Annotated in this window: 11 protein-coding genes; 4 read left to right on the top strand and 7 right to left on the bottom strand. The window is 58.4% G+C overall.

Annotation, left to right across the window (positions count from 1 at the left end; translation table 11 throughout):
• The first annotated feature begins 112 nt into the window (after positions 1-112).
• Positions 113-2,425, top strand: coding sequence for a putative bifunctional diguanylate cyclase/phosphodiesterase (locus CDO73_RS15475; protein WP_088489416.1), 2,313 nt, complete (start codon positions 113-115; stop codon positions 2,423-2,425).
• 125 nt (positions 2,426-2,550) lie between these two features.
• Here the strand turns inward: CDO73_RS15475 and CDO73_RS15480 are convergent, their stop codons facing one another.
• A complete protein-coding gene (locus CDO73_RS15480; protein ID WP_088489417.1) occupies positions 2,551-3,657 on the bottom strand; it encodes a glycerol dehydrogenase in 1,107 nt (368 codons plus the stop codon).
• Between the two features lie 176 nt (positions 3,658-3,833).
• Here CDO73_RS15480 and CDO73_RS15485 point away from each other — a divergent pair, with 176 nt between their 5' ends.
• On the top strand, positions 3,834-4,994 hold the full coding sequence (locus CDO73_RS15485; RefSeq protein WP_088489418.1) for a copper amine oxidase N-terminal domain-containing protein: 1,161 nt from the start codon (positions 3,834-3,836) through the stop codon (positions 4,992-4,994).
• 116 nt (positions 4,995-5,110) lie between these two features.
• On the opposite strand, the gene CDO73_RS15490 is transcribed toward CDO73_RS15485, so the two are convergent.
• Together CDO73_RS15490 and CDO73_RS15495 are read right to left on the bottom strand one after the other, a co-directional pair.
• Positions 5,111-6,838 carry a DUF4179 domain-containing protein gene (locus CDO73_RS15490; protein WP_088489419.1) on the bottom strand — a complete coding sequence of 576 codons (1,728 nt, stop codon included), beginning with the start codon at positions 6,836-6,838 and terminating at the stop codon, positions 5,111-5,113.
• Entirely contained in the window at positions 6,813-7,355 is a 543-nt protein-coding gene (locus tag CDO73_RS15495; RefSeq protein ID WP_088489420.1) for an RNA polymerase sigma factor, read from the bottom strand. The genes CDO73_RS15490 and CDO73_RS15495 overlap by 26 nt, the downstream gene beginning before the upstream one ends.
• 202 nt (positions 7,356-7,557) lie before the next feature.
• Here CDO73_RS15495 and CDO73_RS15500 point away from each other — a divergent pair, with 202 nt between their 5' ends.
• Positions 7,558-8,589, top strand: a complete 1,032-nt coding sequence (locus CDO73_RS15500; RefSeq protein ID WP_088489421.1) for an ROK family protein — start codon at positions 7,558-7,560, stop codon at positions 8,587-8,589.
• Positions 8,590-8,617: 28 nt separating this feature from the next.
• Positions 8,618-9,217: a sugar O-acetyltransferase gene (locus CDO73_RS15505; RefSeq protein WP_088489422.1), complete on the top strand. Its 600-nt coding sequence runs from the start codon at positions 8,618-8,620 to the stop codon at positions 9,215-9,217.
• A 135-nt stretch (positions 9,218-9,352) separates the two neighbouring features.
• Here CDO73_RS15505 and CDO73_RS15510 read toward each other — a convergent pair whose 3' ends face one another.
• The 4 genes from CDO73_RS15510 to CDO73_RS15525 all read right to left on the bottom strand — a co-directional run bounded on the left by CDO73_RS15510 (position 9,353) and on the right by CDO73_RS15525 (position 14,354).
• Entirely contained in the window at positions 9,353-9,604 is a 252-nt protein-coding gene (locus CDO73_RS15510) for a hypothetical protein (protein WP_088489423.1), read from the bottom strand.
• Between the two features lie 523 nt (positions 9,605-10,127).
• Positions 10,128-11,441, bottom strand: a complete 1,314-nt coding sequence (locus CDO73_RS15515; RefSeq protein WP_088489424.1) for an MFS transporter — start codon at positions 11,439-11,441, stop codon at positions 10,128-10,130.
• Positions 11,438-12,409, bottom strand: a complete 972-nt coding sequence (locus CDO73_RS15520) for an ArsR/SmtB family transcription factor (RefSeq protein WP_088489425.1) — start codon at positions 12,407-12,409, stop codon at positions 11,438-11,440. Before CDO73_RS15520 ends, CDO73_RS15515 begins: the two co-directional genes overlap by 4 nt.
• Positions 12,410-12,701: 292 nt before the next feature.
• Positions 12,702-14,354 (bottom strand): glycoside hydrolase family 32 protein, encoded by a 1,653-nt coding sequence (locus CDO73_RS15525; protein WP_088489426.1) that lies wholly within the window; start codon positions 14,352-14,354, stop codon positions 12,702-12,704.
• Positions 14,355-14,365: the final 11 nt, after the last annotated feature.

Consider the following 14,365-nt stretch of genomic DNA (forward strand, 5'->3'; position numbering starts at 1 on the left):
GCTTGCTTGTTTCGGTTTTCGATTTATGACATAAAAAGTAAAAACGACTAAGCAACTAACGCTTTCGAACCGATATAAGAAATAAGCCATAACGGTTTTGGAGGCTCTCGAAATGAAATACAAAAAAATATTTTACGGAATGTCCGCGGGATATCTCGTTCTTTTTTTTATCCTGTCGTTCGTATATCGAGGAAATGAGCTCGCGCTGCTGCGGATCGGCCAGTTGAATATTTTGCCCGTGTTGGTCGGAACGGTGGTGCTGCTGCGCGTAGCTTTCCGTTCGGAAGCGCGGATGCGCACGTTCTGGCTGCTGATCGCGGCCAGCAGTTTCTGTTATCTGATTTCGCTGCTGCTGATTCTGAGCGAGACGCTGTCGGGCAGGGGAACGAGTTCTTCCGTCGGCATCGCCGATCTGTTCTGGGAAGCGGAAGGCGCGCTGCTGCTGCTTGCTCTGCTTGTCCTTGTCTATCAGCAGTTACGGGGCCTGCGCTTGATGCAGTATCTGCTGGATACTTCGATCTTCATGTCTACGACGGCCGTGCTGAGCTGGAGTCTGCTGATCGCGCCGATGTTCAAGAATCCGTCGGCCGATCCGGGTTGGTTCTCGGCTTATATCAATCTCAGCTATCCCATCATCGATCTGGGCAATATCTTCCTCCTCAGCTTGCTCCTTTTTGCCAATCAATCGCTCGGAAATGCCCGAACGGATATGACTTTTCTGCTTAGCGTGCTTCTGCTGGCCTTAGGGGATTCCGCTCATTTGCATATGCAGTTGAACGGTACTTACGTGCCGGGCAGTCCGATCGACCTGACTTGGACCGCTTCCGTACTCTTGTTGACGGCGGCCGGCATCGAGTCGCTCGACAGCAGCCGGACAGACCGCCGAAGCCGAATTTCGCCGAAGGTCAAAGCTCGTTTAAGCTGGTTTCGCCGTTTGCTTCCTTACGTCAGCTTGCTGGCCTTGTTCGCGATCATCTTAGAAGAATTATCGGAGTTCAACATCATGGTGATCGGGAACGCTTTTGCCGTGCTGTTGATCATCATGAGACTGATCCTGACGTTTGCGGAAAACGACTATCTGCTGGGACGTCTGAGTCAAACGGTCGATTTCAAAGAGCACGAAGCGAATCATGACGCGTTGACGGGACTGCCGAACCGCCGGAAATTCGACGACGAACTATGCAAAGCGGTGGAGCGGGCATCCGCGGAGAACGGTCAATTGGCGCTGCTCTTCTTCGATCTGGACCGATTCAAGCATATCAACGACAGTCTGGGACATACCGTCGGCGATCAACTGCTGCGGGCGGTAGCGGAACGTTTGCAGGAATATATTCCCGCGTCTCATCTGTTGGCCCGTCAAGGCGGCGACGAATTCACCGTGCTGCTCGATCCGCTCGAAGGCGAGGTGGAAGCGTACCGGACGATCGCTGCCGTCGAAGAAGTGTTCAAGCAGCCGATTACCGTCAACGGGACGGCGCTTTATACCTCGGTCAGCATCGGAGCGGCGATCTATCCGCGGGACGGGGAGACGGCGGACGAACTCATGCGGGGCGCGGATATGGCGATGCACGAGGCGAAGAAGAACCGTCATCAGAAAAGTTTGTTTTTCGAACCCGCGCTTCGCGATCGTCTGGCGTACAAAGTCGAGTTGGAGCATGAGATGCGCGGCGCGATCGAACGCGGCGAGATCTCGCTGCATTACCAGCTTCAGAAAAATATTCAGAACTGCGGCATCGTCGGCGTAGAAGCGCTGATCCGTTGGAACCACCCGACGCTCGGCAGCATCTCCCCGGTCGAATTCATTCCGGTGGCGGAAGAAACGGGGATGATCATTCCGATGGGCGAATGGGTGCTGAGAGAAGCCTGCTTGCAGCAAATCCGTTGGATACGCGAAGGGTTCGGTTCGCTGCGCATGAGCGTCAACGTCTCGCCTTATCAATTCCAAGACGAGTTGTTCGTCGAGAAGATCCTGCACACGCTGCGGGAGACCGAGGTCGATCCCGAGAGCATTACGCTCGAAGTGACCGAATCGTTGGCGATTCGCGATGTGGAGAAAGTATCGGCTCAATTGAAGCTGCTGCGCGAAACGGGCATCAAGCTCGCGATCGACGATTTCGGCACCGGGTATGCTTCGTTGAAATATCTGCGGACTTTCGAGCCGAATCTGCTGAAGATCGACCGTTTCTTCGTGGACGGGATCGATCGGCAGGCGGAACGCGGCGATATGGTCGAAGCGATTATCGCGATCGGCCGCAGCCTCAACATGGAAGTGCTGGCCGAAGGCGTGGAGACCGAGCAGCAGCTCCAATTTCTGCGAGCCGCAGGCTGCGACGAAGTGCAAGGCTACCTGCTCAGCCGCCCGCTTCCCGCCGTGGAAGTCGAGAAGCTGCTGCGCGGACCTTATCGCATGATCGGATCGCTCTGAGAAGCGGCTGGTTTCGTATCCCGAAGAAACGATCCGCCTAAGTTTAGTCGTTCGAAAGCCCGGATTCCGCATCACGCGGAACCCGGGCTTTTTTAAGAGAATCCTTTATAAGAAGAACGCGGCGCTTAATGCCCGATCTTCGCTTTATAAGCTTTCGAATATTGGTCCGCCGCAAGAATCGCGTCCAGCACGTCGCCGGCCGTAACCGGGAACGGAAGATTATGCGCCGTCTCGCCTTCTTTGGTCGCGGCTTCGGCTACCCGGTACAGATCGTCGTTCGATACGTCTTTGAGATGCAGATCTTCGAGCGTGACCGGGAGATCGAGTTTCAGGTAGAAGTCGATATAACGTTCGATCTCGTGGATCGGCCGGCGCTCCAGCGCCAATTGGACCAGCGTGCCGAACGTCACTTTTTGTCCGTGGGTCATATGGTGAATATCGCCTTCCAGCACCGTGAATCCGTTATGGATCGCATGCGCGCCGGCCAATCCGCCGCTTTCGAAACCGAGTCCGCTCAGCAGCGTATTGGCTTCGACGACCGCGTCGAGCGCCGGCGTCACGACTTTGCGTTTAACGGATTCGTAAGCGAGCAGCCCGTAATCGAACAGCGTTTCTTCGCATTTGCGCGCGATCGCTTCCGCCGCCAGCGTCGGCAGGCCGCCCGCCATCGTGGTCGCGCGCGCTTCGATAACGGCTCGGCACTCGACCCAAGTCGCGAGCGCGTCGGCGATGCCGGAAGTCAAGAACAGCGGCGGCGCGCCGGCGATCACTTTGGTATCCACCAAGATCAGATCGGGGTTCTTTTTGTAGAACGAATACGCGTCGAACGCGCCGTCGTCCGTGTACAGCACGGACAAAGCGCTTGTCGGAGCATCCGTGGAAGCGGTCGTCGGCACGATGACCACCGAAGAGCCGAGCACGTCGTTCACCGCTTTGGCCGTATCCAGCGTCTTGCCGCCGCCTACGCCGACTACCAGATCGATGCCTTCGCCGAGATCGGCGATGCGTTTGATCTCGCCGCGCGAAGCTTCGCCTTGAAATTCGGCTTTGGTCGTTTTGATGCCCGCGGCTTCCAGACTTTTCACGACGCGGTCGCCCGCGATCGGCCAGACGATCTTATCCGCGATGACCAGCGCCGACGTGCCGAGCGCTTTGGCGTATTCGCCCGCTTTGTCCACCACGTCTTTGCCTTGTACGTACTTGCCGGGACTGATAAACACTTTTTCGCTCATGAATTTACAGCTCCTTTCCAAATGACCGTACAACCTTCTTTTTACCCGTAAAAAGCCCGGATCGACACGAACTTTCGCGAAAATGTCATGCAGAAAGAAACCTTCGGGCGGTATCCGACGTTTTACCGAGTGGAGCGCTGCTTGGATAGGCGCTTTCTATTGGAGGAACGAGGAGCATGAAACATAAATGGAGCAAGTGGGCCGCCGGACTCTTGGCCGGCAGTCTATTGATCTCGCCCGTGTCACATGCGGCGCCGCCCGAGAACGTCTCGCTGGAGCTGAACGGTTCGGCCGTGCAGAGCGGAGAATTGGAGCTTCGAGGCGGACACGCTTATATGCCGGCTCGCAAAGCGTCGGAACTGCTCGGTTTCTTCTCGCGTTACGACGACTCTTCGCATAAGCTGACGCTGATGCGTCCCGGCGTCAAACTGGAGATGAAAGTAGGCAGCGAGGGAGCGGAAATCGACGGAAGAAGGATCAAAAGCGAAGCCGCTTATGCCGAGGACGGACAGATTTATGTGCCGCTGCGCACGCTGTCGACCGCGCTCAAGACCAAAACGAATTGGAATCCGAGAACGTCGAGCGCGGTGATGGAAGATCCGGAACGGTACCGCATGGATTCTTCCGGAGGCGAGACGGCTTGGGTGTCTTTCGCGACGGGAGAAGTCTATTCGTTGGAACAAGGAACGCCGCGAAAGCTGCAGGGAGCGGACGTATCGGAACTGCCCTGGGGGACCATGGACGTTCGAGGACTCGGCGATCGCGCTTATTTGCTGACCGTCGAGCGGGAATATGGCGCTTCCATGCAGAACGTACATAACCGTTTTCAGTTTCTCGTTCATGACGGCGCGTTGAGCGGTCAGGCGCATTACCGGTATTCGGGGATGTACGTCACGGGCGAACAAGGGCCGTCGGAACTGCCCGCGCAGCGCGCTTATCTAAGCGACGGACGCACCGTTCAGGTCGTCGGCATGGGCGGCAAACCGACGGCGGAATACGATCTGGAACCGTTGACGGGGCAAAAGGGGCCGTTCATCGTCGAATCGGTCACGGCGGACTACCTGCTGGTGCGCGCTTTCGACACGCTTCAGCTCACCTTGATCGATCTGAATGACGGACGGTCTACGCTGCTGTACCGTCAACTGCCGGATGCGGCGGAGGTCCGGGCTTGGGACGAAGTCACGCAAGACGTCGGCGAATCGATGCTGCTCGATGCGCGGCTGCGGTTCGTAAAGCAGGAAGGAGACCGGCTGCTGTTCCGTTACAAACGGATCGCGCCCGGCGAAGCGAACGGACGCGAAGAGAGTTGGAGTTTTGCGCTGAATAAGGGTCTGTAACCGAATGCCGGTTTTCGAAAAGCTTCCCGGTAAAAGCAGAAAAAGCCCTTCCTCGACAAGGAAGGGCTTTTTGCGCGCTTTCGGGTTGTTTCGAAACGCGCGGTGCGACGATTGTTTTATTTGCTCGGATACAATTTGACTTGTACCTGCTGCTCCGGACGATGTTCCACATAGGAGAAGATATGCAGTTCGGCGCTGTCCGCCGAATAGTTTTTGTAGATTTCCGTCAACGTATTGTTCGCGTCTCCCCAGATCCGGGCGTTTCGATCGTCGGCCAATTTGCGTTTCGATCCTTCGGCGATATACGTTTGTCCGATGCCGCCGAAATTCGGATCTGTGCTGCTCGCGCCGATGACCAGATCTCCGTTTTGTTTGTAATAGGTCCAGGTCACCGGATACCCGCCTACTTCGGTGCTCAACTCCTGTTTCTGCGCGCTGATAGATTGAAGCAGAATCGGAGTCGGGAGATCGCCTTTATGCCGAAGGATTTCATTTTTTGCTCGCAGCTCGATTACGGAATCCGCGGTCAGCTTCAGATCGGCCGGCCGCTCGAGGACAAGGACGGCGTGTTCGGGATTTTCTCTGTCGAAAAACCATCCGGGTTCGCGGCTGATCTCCCTGCCGTCCACCAGCAGCCGGTATTCGTTGAACGCGGGCGAAAAAGATTGTTCCTGACGCACGTCGACGCGAATCCGAGTCGGCGTGATCGTCAGTTTGCGGATCTTCATCATGCTGTCGCCGCCTCCGAATGCCAGATCGAGTTTCTGTTCGATACTGGCATGAGCCATTTTTGAACGGTCCAGTACGAGCGGGAAGGTCCAGGACGTGTCGATTCGGTCTGTCGTCTGCTCGTACGTTAATTTGTAAGTCACTCCGCTTTGCTTCAGATCGGTGGCGGAGAAATATTCTTGGTTCGCGAATCCGCCTTGTCCGTCGGGAGTGCCGTAAATGCCGCCTCGGGATGGAGAGATCGCTTGTCCGTTACGGTCGAAGGCGGCAAGGCTGACAGCGGCCGATGCGAGCGTCTGCCCTTTTTGCGGCATCAGAGTCGTTCGGATCATGATCTGCCCGTCATTTTGATCGAAAGCTTGCAGGTTTGCGTAGTCCACGCCGGCTTTCCCTACTTCCGCTTTGTAAGCGCCGAGATCTGAGGCGTCAAAGTTCAGTGTCAGCCCGGCTTTTTCGCGGAAAGCAAGGCCTTCTGCGCTGAGCGTCACCGCTTGAGATTCGGATGATTTGCTCGGCGACCAGTCGGTTTCGAAATAACCGGTGACCGGCTTTTCTCCGTTTTTGTCCGTGTCAAAGGTTCGCGCCGATCGAGCTTCAAAAACTTCCCCGTCGGCGCTTTGCAGCCATACCTTGGAAAAATCAGCGTTCTGCACGCTCCGTTTGTCGCCTTTCAGGCTGTACAAGATCAGCGTGTGTCCTTCCTCGATGACCGCCGTATGCAGCGTCAGCGTGACGCCGTCGTGCGTGACCGAACGATTGATTTCTTGTCCGAGCCCTTGCTTCAGCGCTTCCTGAATACTCTCGCGTCCTTGCAGCAGCCCGCTCCAATCGTATTGAATCGCCGCGTAAGCGGGCACGACGGCAAGGGCGGCGCCCAGCGTCGTCGCCAGCGCGATTCTGCGGAGACGAATGCGGGAAGACGGTCGAAAAGAGCCGGAGCGTTCGGGCCGGACGAGCGGCGTTTGCGCGTCGGAAGCCATCGCCGCTTCCATTCGCTGCCACATCGCGTCGTAATCCGGTTCGCGAAGCGCCGAGCCCGGGCCGATCGCGCCGAACAGGGACATTTCGATGTCATCCGTATGCAGGCGTTTATCCTTTGTCGGGTTGGTAGTCATAGTTGCCTCCTTGAATAGGGGTTAAGGGATTTTGCGGCTTGTCGAGCATGCCGCGCAGCAGCTTCAAACCTTTGTGCTGTCTGGATTTGACGGTTCCCGGCGGGATGTCCAGCAGTTCGGCGATCTCGGAGATGCCGAGATCGTGCACGAACCGCAGCGAGACGACTGTGCGAATCTTGAGCGGAAGTCTCGCGAGCCGATCGGCCCATTCTTCCGCTACTTCCCGCTGTTCGAGCCGGTCTTCGGGCGTCCGTTCGGCTTTGCCGATCAGCAGATGCGAGTGGTTCGCGAGCTTGCTGCGCAGATTCCCGCGGCGTTTCAACAGATTGACGCAGCGGTTGACCGCGATTCGCAGAAGCCAAGGTTTCAGGTTGTCGATCCCTGTACGATCGGCGCGAAACGCGGTCAGAAATACTTCCTGACAAAGGTCTTCCGCGTCCGCTGCCTGTCCGAGCATGTAGTAGCAGATGCGGTAGACATCCGAGCGATAGGTTTCGAACAATTGGTGGTTGGTCACGTGAATGCGCGCCTCCTTTCCGTCGATTTCGTGTATAAAACAAACGATCGGCTGATAAGGTTCATTCTTTTTCAAAAACGCAGTCGGAAGAAGCAGCAAAAATAACACTGGACGAACAAACCGGAAACGTCTATAGTCAAACTTATGATTTAACTTTCGTTAAGTATTATCGAAAGTTCGAAAAAGCAAAGGAGGAAGCCTGATGAATTCGGTTACGCCCAGCTCGATCAAAGTCAAAAGGATGAACGAAGAACGCGTCCGTCAGGCGCTGCGAGCGTCGGAATCCGCGACTAAGTCGCAGATCGCGCAAACGACCGGGCTCAGCGTCGCTACCTGCGGCACGCTGCTGGGCGAGATGCTGGAGACCGGAGAAGCGCTGGAAGACGAACCGGAAGAATCGAGCGGCGGCCGGCGTGCGCGTCGTTTCGTCTACAACGCGGACCATTCGCATATCGCGTGCGTTTGCGCCGTATACGAGCTCGAGCGTCCGATGCTGATCTATGCGGTCGCCGATTCGTTCGGACGCGTGTTGGAACGGCGGTCCGAAGAAGCGGCCGCCCTCGACGAAGCCGCGATCGATACGCTCGTCGGCAGGCTGCTGGTCAACTATCCGCAGATCAAAGCGCTGGGCATCGGCATCCCGGGATTGGTGCACAAAGGCGTGATCCATATTTGCGACGCGGCCGAATTGATCGGCGTGCCGCTGGCCGGACGCCTTCGAGAGAAATACGCGATCAAAGTCACGGTCGAGAACGACATGAATCTGACCGTGTACGGTTTGTATCGCCGAAACGAATGGGAAGAGCCGGGAACCGTCGCGGCGATGATCTTCGAACGCGGCTGTTTTCCGGGAGCGGGGCTGATGATCGACGGACGGATCCATCGGGGAAGCAGCCGTTTCGCGGGCGAAGTGTCGTTTCTGCCGTTCGGCGTCTCGCGGGAAGAACAACTGCGCCGCTTGAACGTCAAAGAAACGTTCGTTCCGCTCGCCGCCCATGCGGTAGCGAGTCTGGCCGCGATCGTCAATCCCAAGATCGTGGCTTTGACGGGCGCTCAGGTCGCCGCATCCGATCTGGCCGCGATCCGGGAGCGATGTCTGGCCGTCATTCCGCCCGAACACATGCCCGAATTGACGTTTCTCGAAGCGCCGCGGGAACCTTATATCGAAGGGCTGATCGCGATGACGCTGGAAAGCCTGTCTTATTCGTTCGAACTGGTCGAGAAGAAGTATTGAGATCAAGTACAGCAGAAGGAGAGAACCTATGACGCAGCGTACGGAAAAAGAAAAAATGATCGCGGGCGAGCTCTACAAAGCTTGGGACGAGGAACTTCGGCGGGAAAGCCTGCATGCCAAAAAGCTGGTCCGCTTGTTCAACGCGACGACCGAGGAAGAACATGAGCGCCGCGTCGAACTGCTGAAAGAGTTGTTCGGTTCGACGGGGGAAAACGTATACATGGAGCCGAACCTCAGAGTCGATTACGGCTATAACATTCATGTCGGAGAGAACTTCTTCGCCAACTTCGACTGCACCATTCTCGACGTATGCGAAGTGCGCATCGGCGACAACTGCATGTTCGCGCCGGGCGTCAGCCTCTATACGGCGACGCATCCGATCGATCCGTACGAACGGATCGCCGGGCCGGAATACGGCAAGCCGATCGCGATCGGCGACAACGTCTGGATCGGCGGCCGCGCGATCGTCAATCCCGGCGTGACGATCGGCGATAACGTCGTCGTCGCTTCGGGTGCCGTCGTGACCAAGAACGTTCCGGATAACGTTATCGTGGGCGGCAATCCGGCGCGGATCATTCGGGCGATCGAAGTCGGAGAGAGACCGCAGCATCCGTCAAACGCAACCTAACATTATGCTGGGTCATGGCACTCGGTTTGCCGTCAAGCAGAACTTTCGGACTTGAATACGTACCGCAAACGCCGAAGCACCGGGTTCCGTGAAGGGACCCGGTGCTTCGATGCTGTTTCGGCCTGCCGCGAGTATTCATCGACCGCCGCGTTCGTAATTCCGAATGAATTCCCGGCCCGCCGGTCTGAGACGGGAATATTCCGCGAACGGAATCGCTTCGCCGCCGTTGGTTTGAAGAAATGAAATATTGGAAGCATACCCTGCCTGATCCACCTCGTGAAGCGCTCTCATGAATTCCCGTTGATCGACGCCGAGACCCGATGCCGTCGGATCTTTCTCCCATTGGATTTCTTTGAGAATCTGATACAGAAGATTAGGAGCTGTCACTGTCACCGCCACCTTCCGTGATTGATGTTTCCATTATAAACCTTGTAAGCGTAGCCAACAATGAGAATGCGAGGGAGACTTTTTACGATTTTGCGGCGAAAAAGCGCGACGGAATGCCGATTCGCCGGCGATTTTGCCAATTAAGCTGCCGCTGCGATCTCGTCCGCATCGAGCGTGATGCGCGCTTGCTTTCTAACGGAACGAAGCGACGCTTAGCGGGCATTTCGAACGGTTTTAAAATGCTAACGGATCCAGATGACGCCTAGAATGAAAATAGACGGATTTCCGGCCGAAAAAGACGACAATCGGACGGCTAAGGAATCGACGTTCCGTTAGCCGTTCGAAAAAAGGTTTTTCGCGCTCCTAAGGAATCTACGATCCGTTAGAGAAGCTGCTTAGCAAACTACAGGAAAGGAATTCTTAGGGAATCGGCTTTCTTCCGCTCCGGCGCGGCTTCCGAGGCGGTTTGAGAAGAACGGGAAAAGCGGCGTTCTTCTGCTTTTCGTTTCGTTCTGTCCCGCCGTCAAGCTCGACCTGCCGATGCAGAAGGATTCGAGGGATCGGCAGGTTCGGCATCCAGACGGTTCAGCAGCCGGGAAGGCAGCGCGCCGAGCGAGCACAACAGCGGTAAGCCGCCCGCGATTAGGAATAACGCGGGAAGGCCCCAAGCGTGGCCGATCGCGCCGCCGAGGAATCCGCCGGCCGGCTGAAGCGAGCCGCCGATGAAATAACGAATCGTATTGACGCGGCCTTGCATGCCGTCGGGAACGAGGCGTCCGTACAGCGAAGAACTGAGCGACGAGAAGAACGGCGAAGACAGTCCAATCAAGAATACCAGCGCGAGAGCCAGTCCGTAATCGGAGGTCAAGCCCATCGCCATATACAGCAGGCCGATTAACGAGAGGCTGCCCAGCATCCAGCGTTTGTACCGCCGGACTTCGCCGATCCAAGCGATCAACGCGATGCCTGCCGCGGTGCCCAACGAAGAAACGGTCGCGAGCAGGCCGATCGCCGCGGCGTCCTGCCGGAGAATCTCCCGGCCGTAAGGCACCATCATGGTCCAGACCGCGCCGGACCCCATATTGCTGATCGAGACCAGCAGCATCACGAGCAGCATGGCCGGATAATGGCGATAGAATCCGAATCCTTCCCGAATTTCTCCGACATAGTTAGTTAGCAGAATGCGGATCGGGAGCCTGCCGCCGGATTTCCCGGACGGGGGTTCGTGATCGGCGGGCCGGGAAGCCGAATACGCCGAAGCCGACATGACCGAAGCCGGAAGCGACAGCAGCAGCAGGGCGCCTGCGGCGTAACAAGCCGCATCGACGCCCAGAGCGGCCAGCGCGCCCCAGAGAGCGGTCATGCCGCCGGCGGCGGCCGGCCCGATCAATGCCGCGCCGCTGCGTACGCCGTCCATGACCGCGAACGCGCGCACGCCGCCTTTTTTGCCGGTCAGCGCGGGGATCGAAGCCAATGCGGCCGGCATGAACAGCGCGGAACACGCGCCCGTAGCCGCGGCAGCCGCAAAAAGATGCCAGAGTTCGAGGCGGCCGGCTGCTCCGAGAATCAGCGGAAGCGAGACGGCGGCCAGACGGATGACCGCAAGCACCGCCATCAAGCGGCCTTTCGGAAAACGGTCGACGAGCGGTCCGCCGAGCAGCCGCAGCATAAGTTCGGGAATGCCCGCGCACAGCGCCAGCGTTCCCATCGCCAGCTTGGAACCGGTGAGACCGTAGACCAGCCATTCCATCGCCAGCAGCCCGAACGCGTCGCCGAAACTGCTCAGCGCGACGGCGCTTATCAACCGGGAATACGCCGATCCGAACGGATTCTTCATTCTGTCGCCGCGTTCGGATCGACGGACCCGCGGCTGCTTGCCGTACGCGAAGACGCCGGATGCAAATAAGCCGTCAACTGCGCGCCGAGCTCGCCCGTATCCGCGTTCCGCAGGCTGTACGTCGACAGCTTGCTGCCGCTGCCCGCATACACGGTCAGCAGCCCGGCCGCGCGCAGCAGAATCAGGTGATAATGAATCGTGCTTTTGGAGATGCCGATCTGTTTGACGATCTCGGTGAATGTCGCTTGTCCGTTGTCGGCGACGAAACGGAGAATGCGCAGGCGGCTCTCGTCGTCGAGCGCACGCGCCAAGCGAAGCAGCGCGGGCGGAGGAAAGCCTTCCGGCTGCGGCAGGGCGTCGACGGGAAACATCGTGATCGCAAGCTTGGGATAGAAAGACAAGAGGTTGAACGGCCGTTGATGATATTGAGGTACCAGAATCACGCGGTCGGGCGGCTGCATGCCGGGAGACAGACGCATCCCGCAGGTCGCGGATTCGAAGACTTCTTCCGGCGGCCGATTCGAGATTTCTTGCTTCAACCGTTTTTCCGCCTGCTTCAATCCTGCCGAGATCGCCGGATCGATCCGGGAGAAATATTGTTCGTTCCACATCAGCAGAGCTTCGGCGGCCCGGTCTTTGATCTCCGGAAGACCGGCCGGCACGCTGTCGCCCGTCGAAGAAGCCAGATCGTAGAGTTCGCCCGGGGACAAGGCCGACAGCCAGTTCGCGAAGGTTTCCGCCGTGCGGTCGCCCGGGCAGAGAGAGACGAACAGCGGCAGATCGAACCGTTCGGGATCGCCCAGTTTCTGAAGCGTTCGGTGCAGAGACGGCGACAGCGAAGCCGCGGTCTCTTTGACCCACGCCGTTCCGGCTTCAAGCGTCTTATGTTGAGTGCGGCGGGCATAGGCGCTTAGGCTGGACGCGCATTCGTAAGCTTCGGCATAATCGGATTCCAGACGAAATTCCATCAAGAAGCCCTCCTTTTCGAATTTTGTTCTACAAATGTAGAACTTTTATGTTTTCTACATTAACAGAACATTGAGAAAGGCGCAAGACAATCCGTCTTCTTCCGGGAAACGCCTTTTCGCGCCGCACGCGAAAGCATCCGTCCGCCGTCCGCGCAAAAAGGCTGCACCGTCCGATTCTTCCCGGCGAGCGGAACGAGATTCGTTCCGAAAGGAGAAGAAGGGAGGTACAGCCTTTTTGTAGGCTTCGGACCGCGGGTCCGTCAACGCCGTTCGCGATTGAGGTTCGACCTGCTTACCGGTCCAACGGCCAGCAGCTCAGCGACACGATCGCAGCTGACCCGCCTTCGGCGAAGAACGAGATGCCCGTCGAATCGGCATCCGGGTAGATGCGCGCGGACATGACCCGCTCGCCGTCCTGCGCGAACACCTCGACCGAGGAACGGTCGAGGAAGACCCGCAGCTTCAGGCGTGCCTCCTGAAGCCGGAGAGCGGCCCGGCGCACGCCGCCGGACCCGGCGCCGGAGCGCTCGCGGTCGAGGATCAGCTTCTCCTCGGCCCGATCGTACGCCAGCACCGTTTCTTCGCCCCGGGCTTCGTCTGCCCGCAGCGCGATCCCGAATCTCGACGCCGTGCCTCCGTCGAACTCGACCTCCAATTCGAGGCAGTCGCCTTCGACGCCGGCGAACGACCGGCGGCTTCCGCCGTATCCCGCCGGCTCGCCCGAAGCTTGCTTTGCCGCGTCGCCATGCGCGTCCGTACCCGTCGGTCCGGCTTCTCGGACCGACCCGCCCGTTCCTCGGGACGCGTCCGCGCGCGCGGGATGCTCCGCCGCTTCCGAGTCCGCTCGACCCAGCGGCTCGTTCGCATACCGAACTTCGGCGCCGCGAAGCTGCGACAGTTCCGGCACCGGGCGGCTGTAGATCCGCCCGTTCTCCAGCGTAATGACGCGCGGCACCGTCATCGCGCCCGCCCAGCCGCGCTCCTGCTCGGGCATCTTGTCTTCCCACATCGCCATCCAAGCGATCAGAATCCGCCGCCCTTGATCGTCGAGCGTCGTCTGCGGCGCGTAGAAGTCGAATCCGTGATCGAGCAGCAGCATCTCGCCGTGCTCGAACTTGCCGGTCCCGTAATCCAGCTCGCCCACGAACGCGGCGGATTGATGCAAGTTGAGATAGAGATCGCCGGAAGGAGCGACGCCCTGCGGCGAGCAGATCAGCACGTCGCGTCCGCCGAGCGGGAACAGATCGGGACATTCCCACATGTAACCGAGCTTGTCCCGGTCTTCGATTCCGCCGGCCGTTACGCCGACGAACGACCAGTCCGTCAGATCGGCCGAACGGTACAGCAGCACCTGCCCGCTGCGCCGGTTCCGGGTCTGCGAGCCGAGGATGCAGTAGTAAACGCCTTCATGAATCCAGACTTTCGGATCGCGGAAATGGAACGGATGAATATCCCCTTCCGGAGCCGCGGACAGCACCGGATTGCCGGCGTATTTTTCGAAATGAACGCCGTCGTCGCTGACGGCCAGCGCCTGCACTTGCAGCAGATCTTCGTCGCGGTCAAGGCCGGTCCAGCGATTGCCCGTATACATCAGCCACAGCCGCCCGTCTTTTTCGATCGCGCTGCCCGAGAAGCATCCGTCCGCATCATACTCTTCGCTCGGAGCCAGCGCGATCGGCAGCGTTTCCCAATGCGCGAGATCCCGGCTTTTGACATGGCCCCAATGCATCGGTCCCCATTCGGCGGAGTAGGGATGATGCTGATAGAACAGATGATATTCGCCTTGATAGAAACAGAATCCGTTGGGATCGTTGATCCAATAAGCCGGCGCCGCCACGTGATAACGGAGTCTCCACGGATCTTGCGCGACCCGCTGCCGGGCTTCGGCGAGCGAAGCTTCGGCGCGTTCCAGCTCGGCGGCATGTTCGTTTCGCGAAGTGCTCATCGGCAGGCCTC

The organism is Saccharibacillus sp. O23, from assembly GCF_002205895.1.
Classification (GTDB): domain Bacteria; phylum Bacillota; class Bacilli; order Paenibacillales; family Paenibacillaceae; genus Saccharibacillus.

Excerpts from the sequence above, each read along its gene's own strand:
- CDO73_RS15500 (WP_088489421.1), top strand. The coding sequence starts at position 7,558 with ATGAATTCGGTTACGCCCAGCTCGATCAAAGTCAAAAGGATGAACGAA.
- CDO73_RS15475 (WP_088489416.1), top strand. The coding sequence starts at position 113 with ATGAAATACAAAAAAATATTTTACGGAATGTCCGCGGGATATCTCGTT.
- CDO73_RS15515 (WP_088489424.1), bottom strand. The coding sequence starts at position 11,441 with ATGAAGAATCCGTTCGGATCGGCGTATTCCCGGTTGATAAGCGCCGTC.
- CDO73_RS15480 (WP_088489417.1), bottom strand. The coding sequence starts at position 3,657 with ATGAGCGAAAAAGTGTTTATCAGTCCCGGCAAGTACGTACAAGGCAAA.
- CDO73_RS15505 (WP_088489422.1), top strand. The coding sequence starts at position 8,618 with ATGACGCAGCGTACGGAAAAAGAAAAAATGATCGCGGGCGAGCTCTAC.
- CDO73_RS15490 (WP_088489419.1), bottom strand. The coding sequence starts at position 6,838 with ATGACTACCAACCCGACAAAGGATAAACGCCTGCATACGGATGACATC.
- CDO73_RS15525 (WP_088489426.1), bottom strand. The coding sequence starts at position 14,354 with ATGAGCACTTCGCGAAACGAACATGCCGCCGAGCTGGAACGCGCCGAA.
- CDO73_RS15520 (WP_088489425.1), bottom strand. The coding sequence starts at position 12,409 with ATGGAATTTCGTCTGGAATCCGATTATGCCGAAGCTTACGAATGCGCG.
- CDO73_RS15485 (WP_088489418.1), top strand. The coding sequence starts at position 3,834 with ATGAAACATAAATGGAGCAAGTGGGCCGCCGGACTCTTGGCCGGCAGT.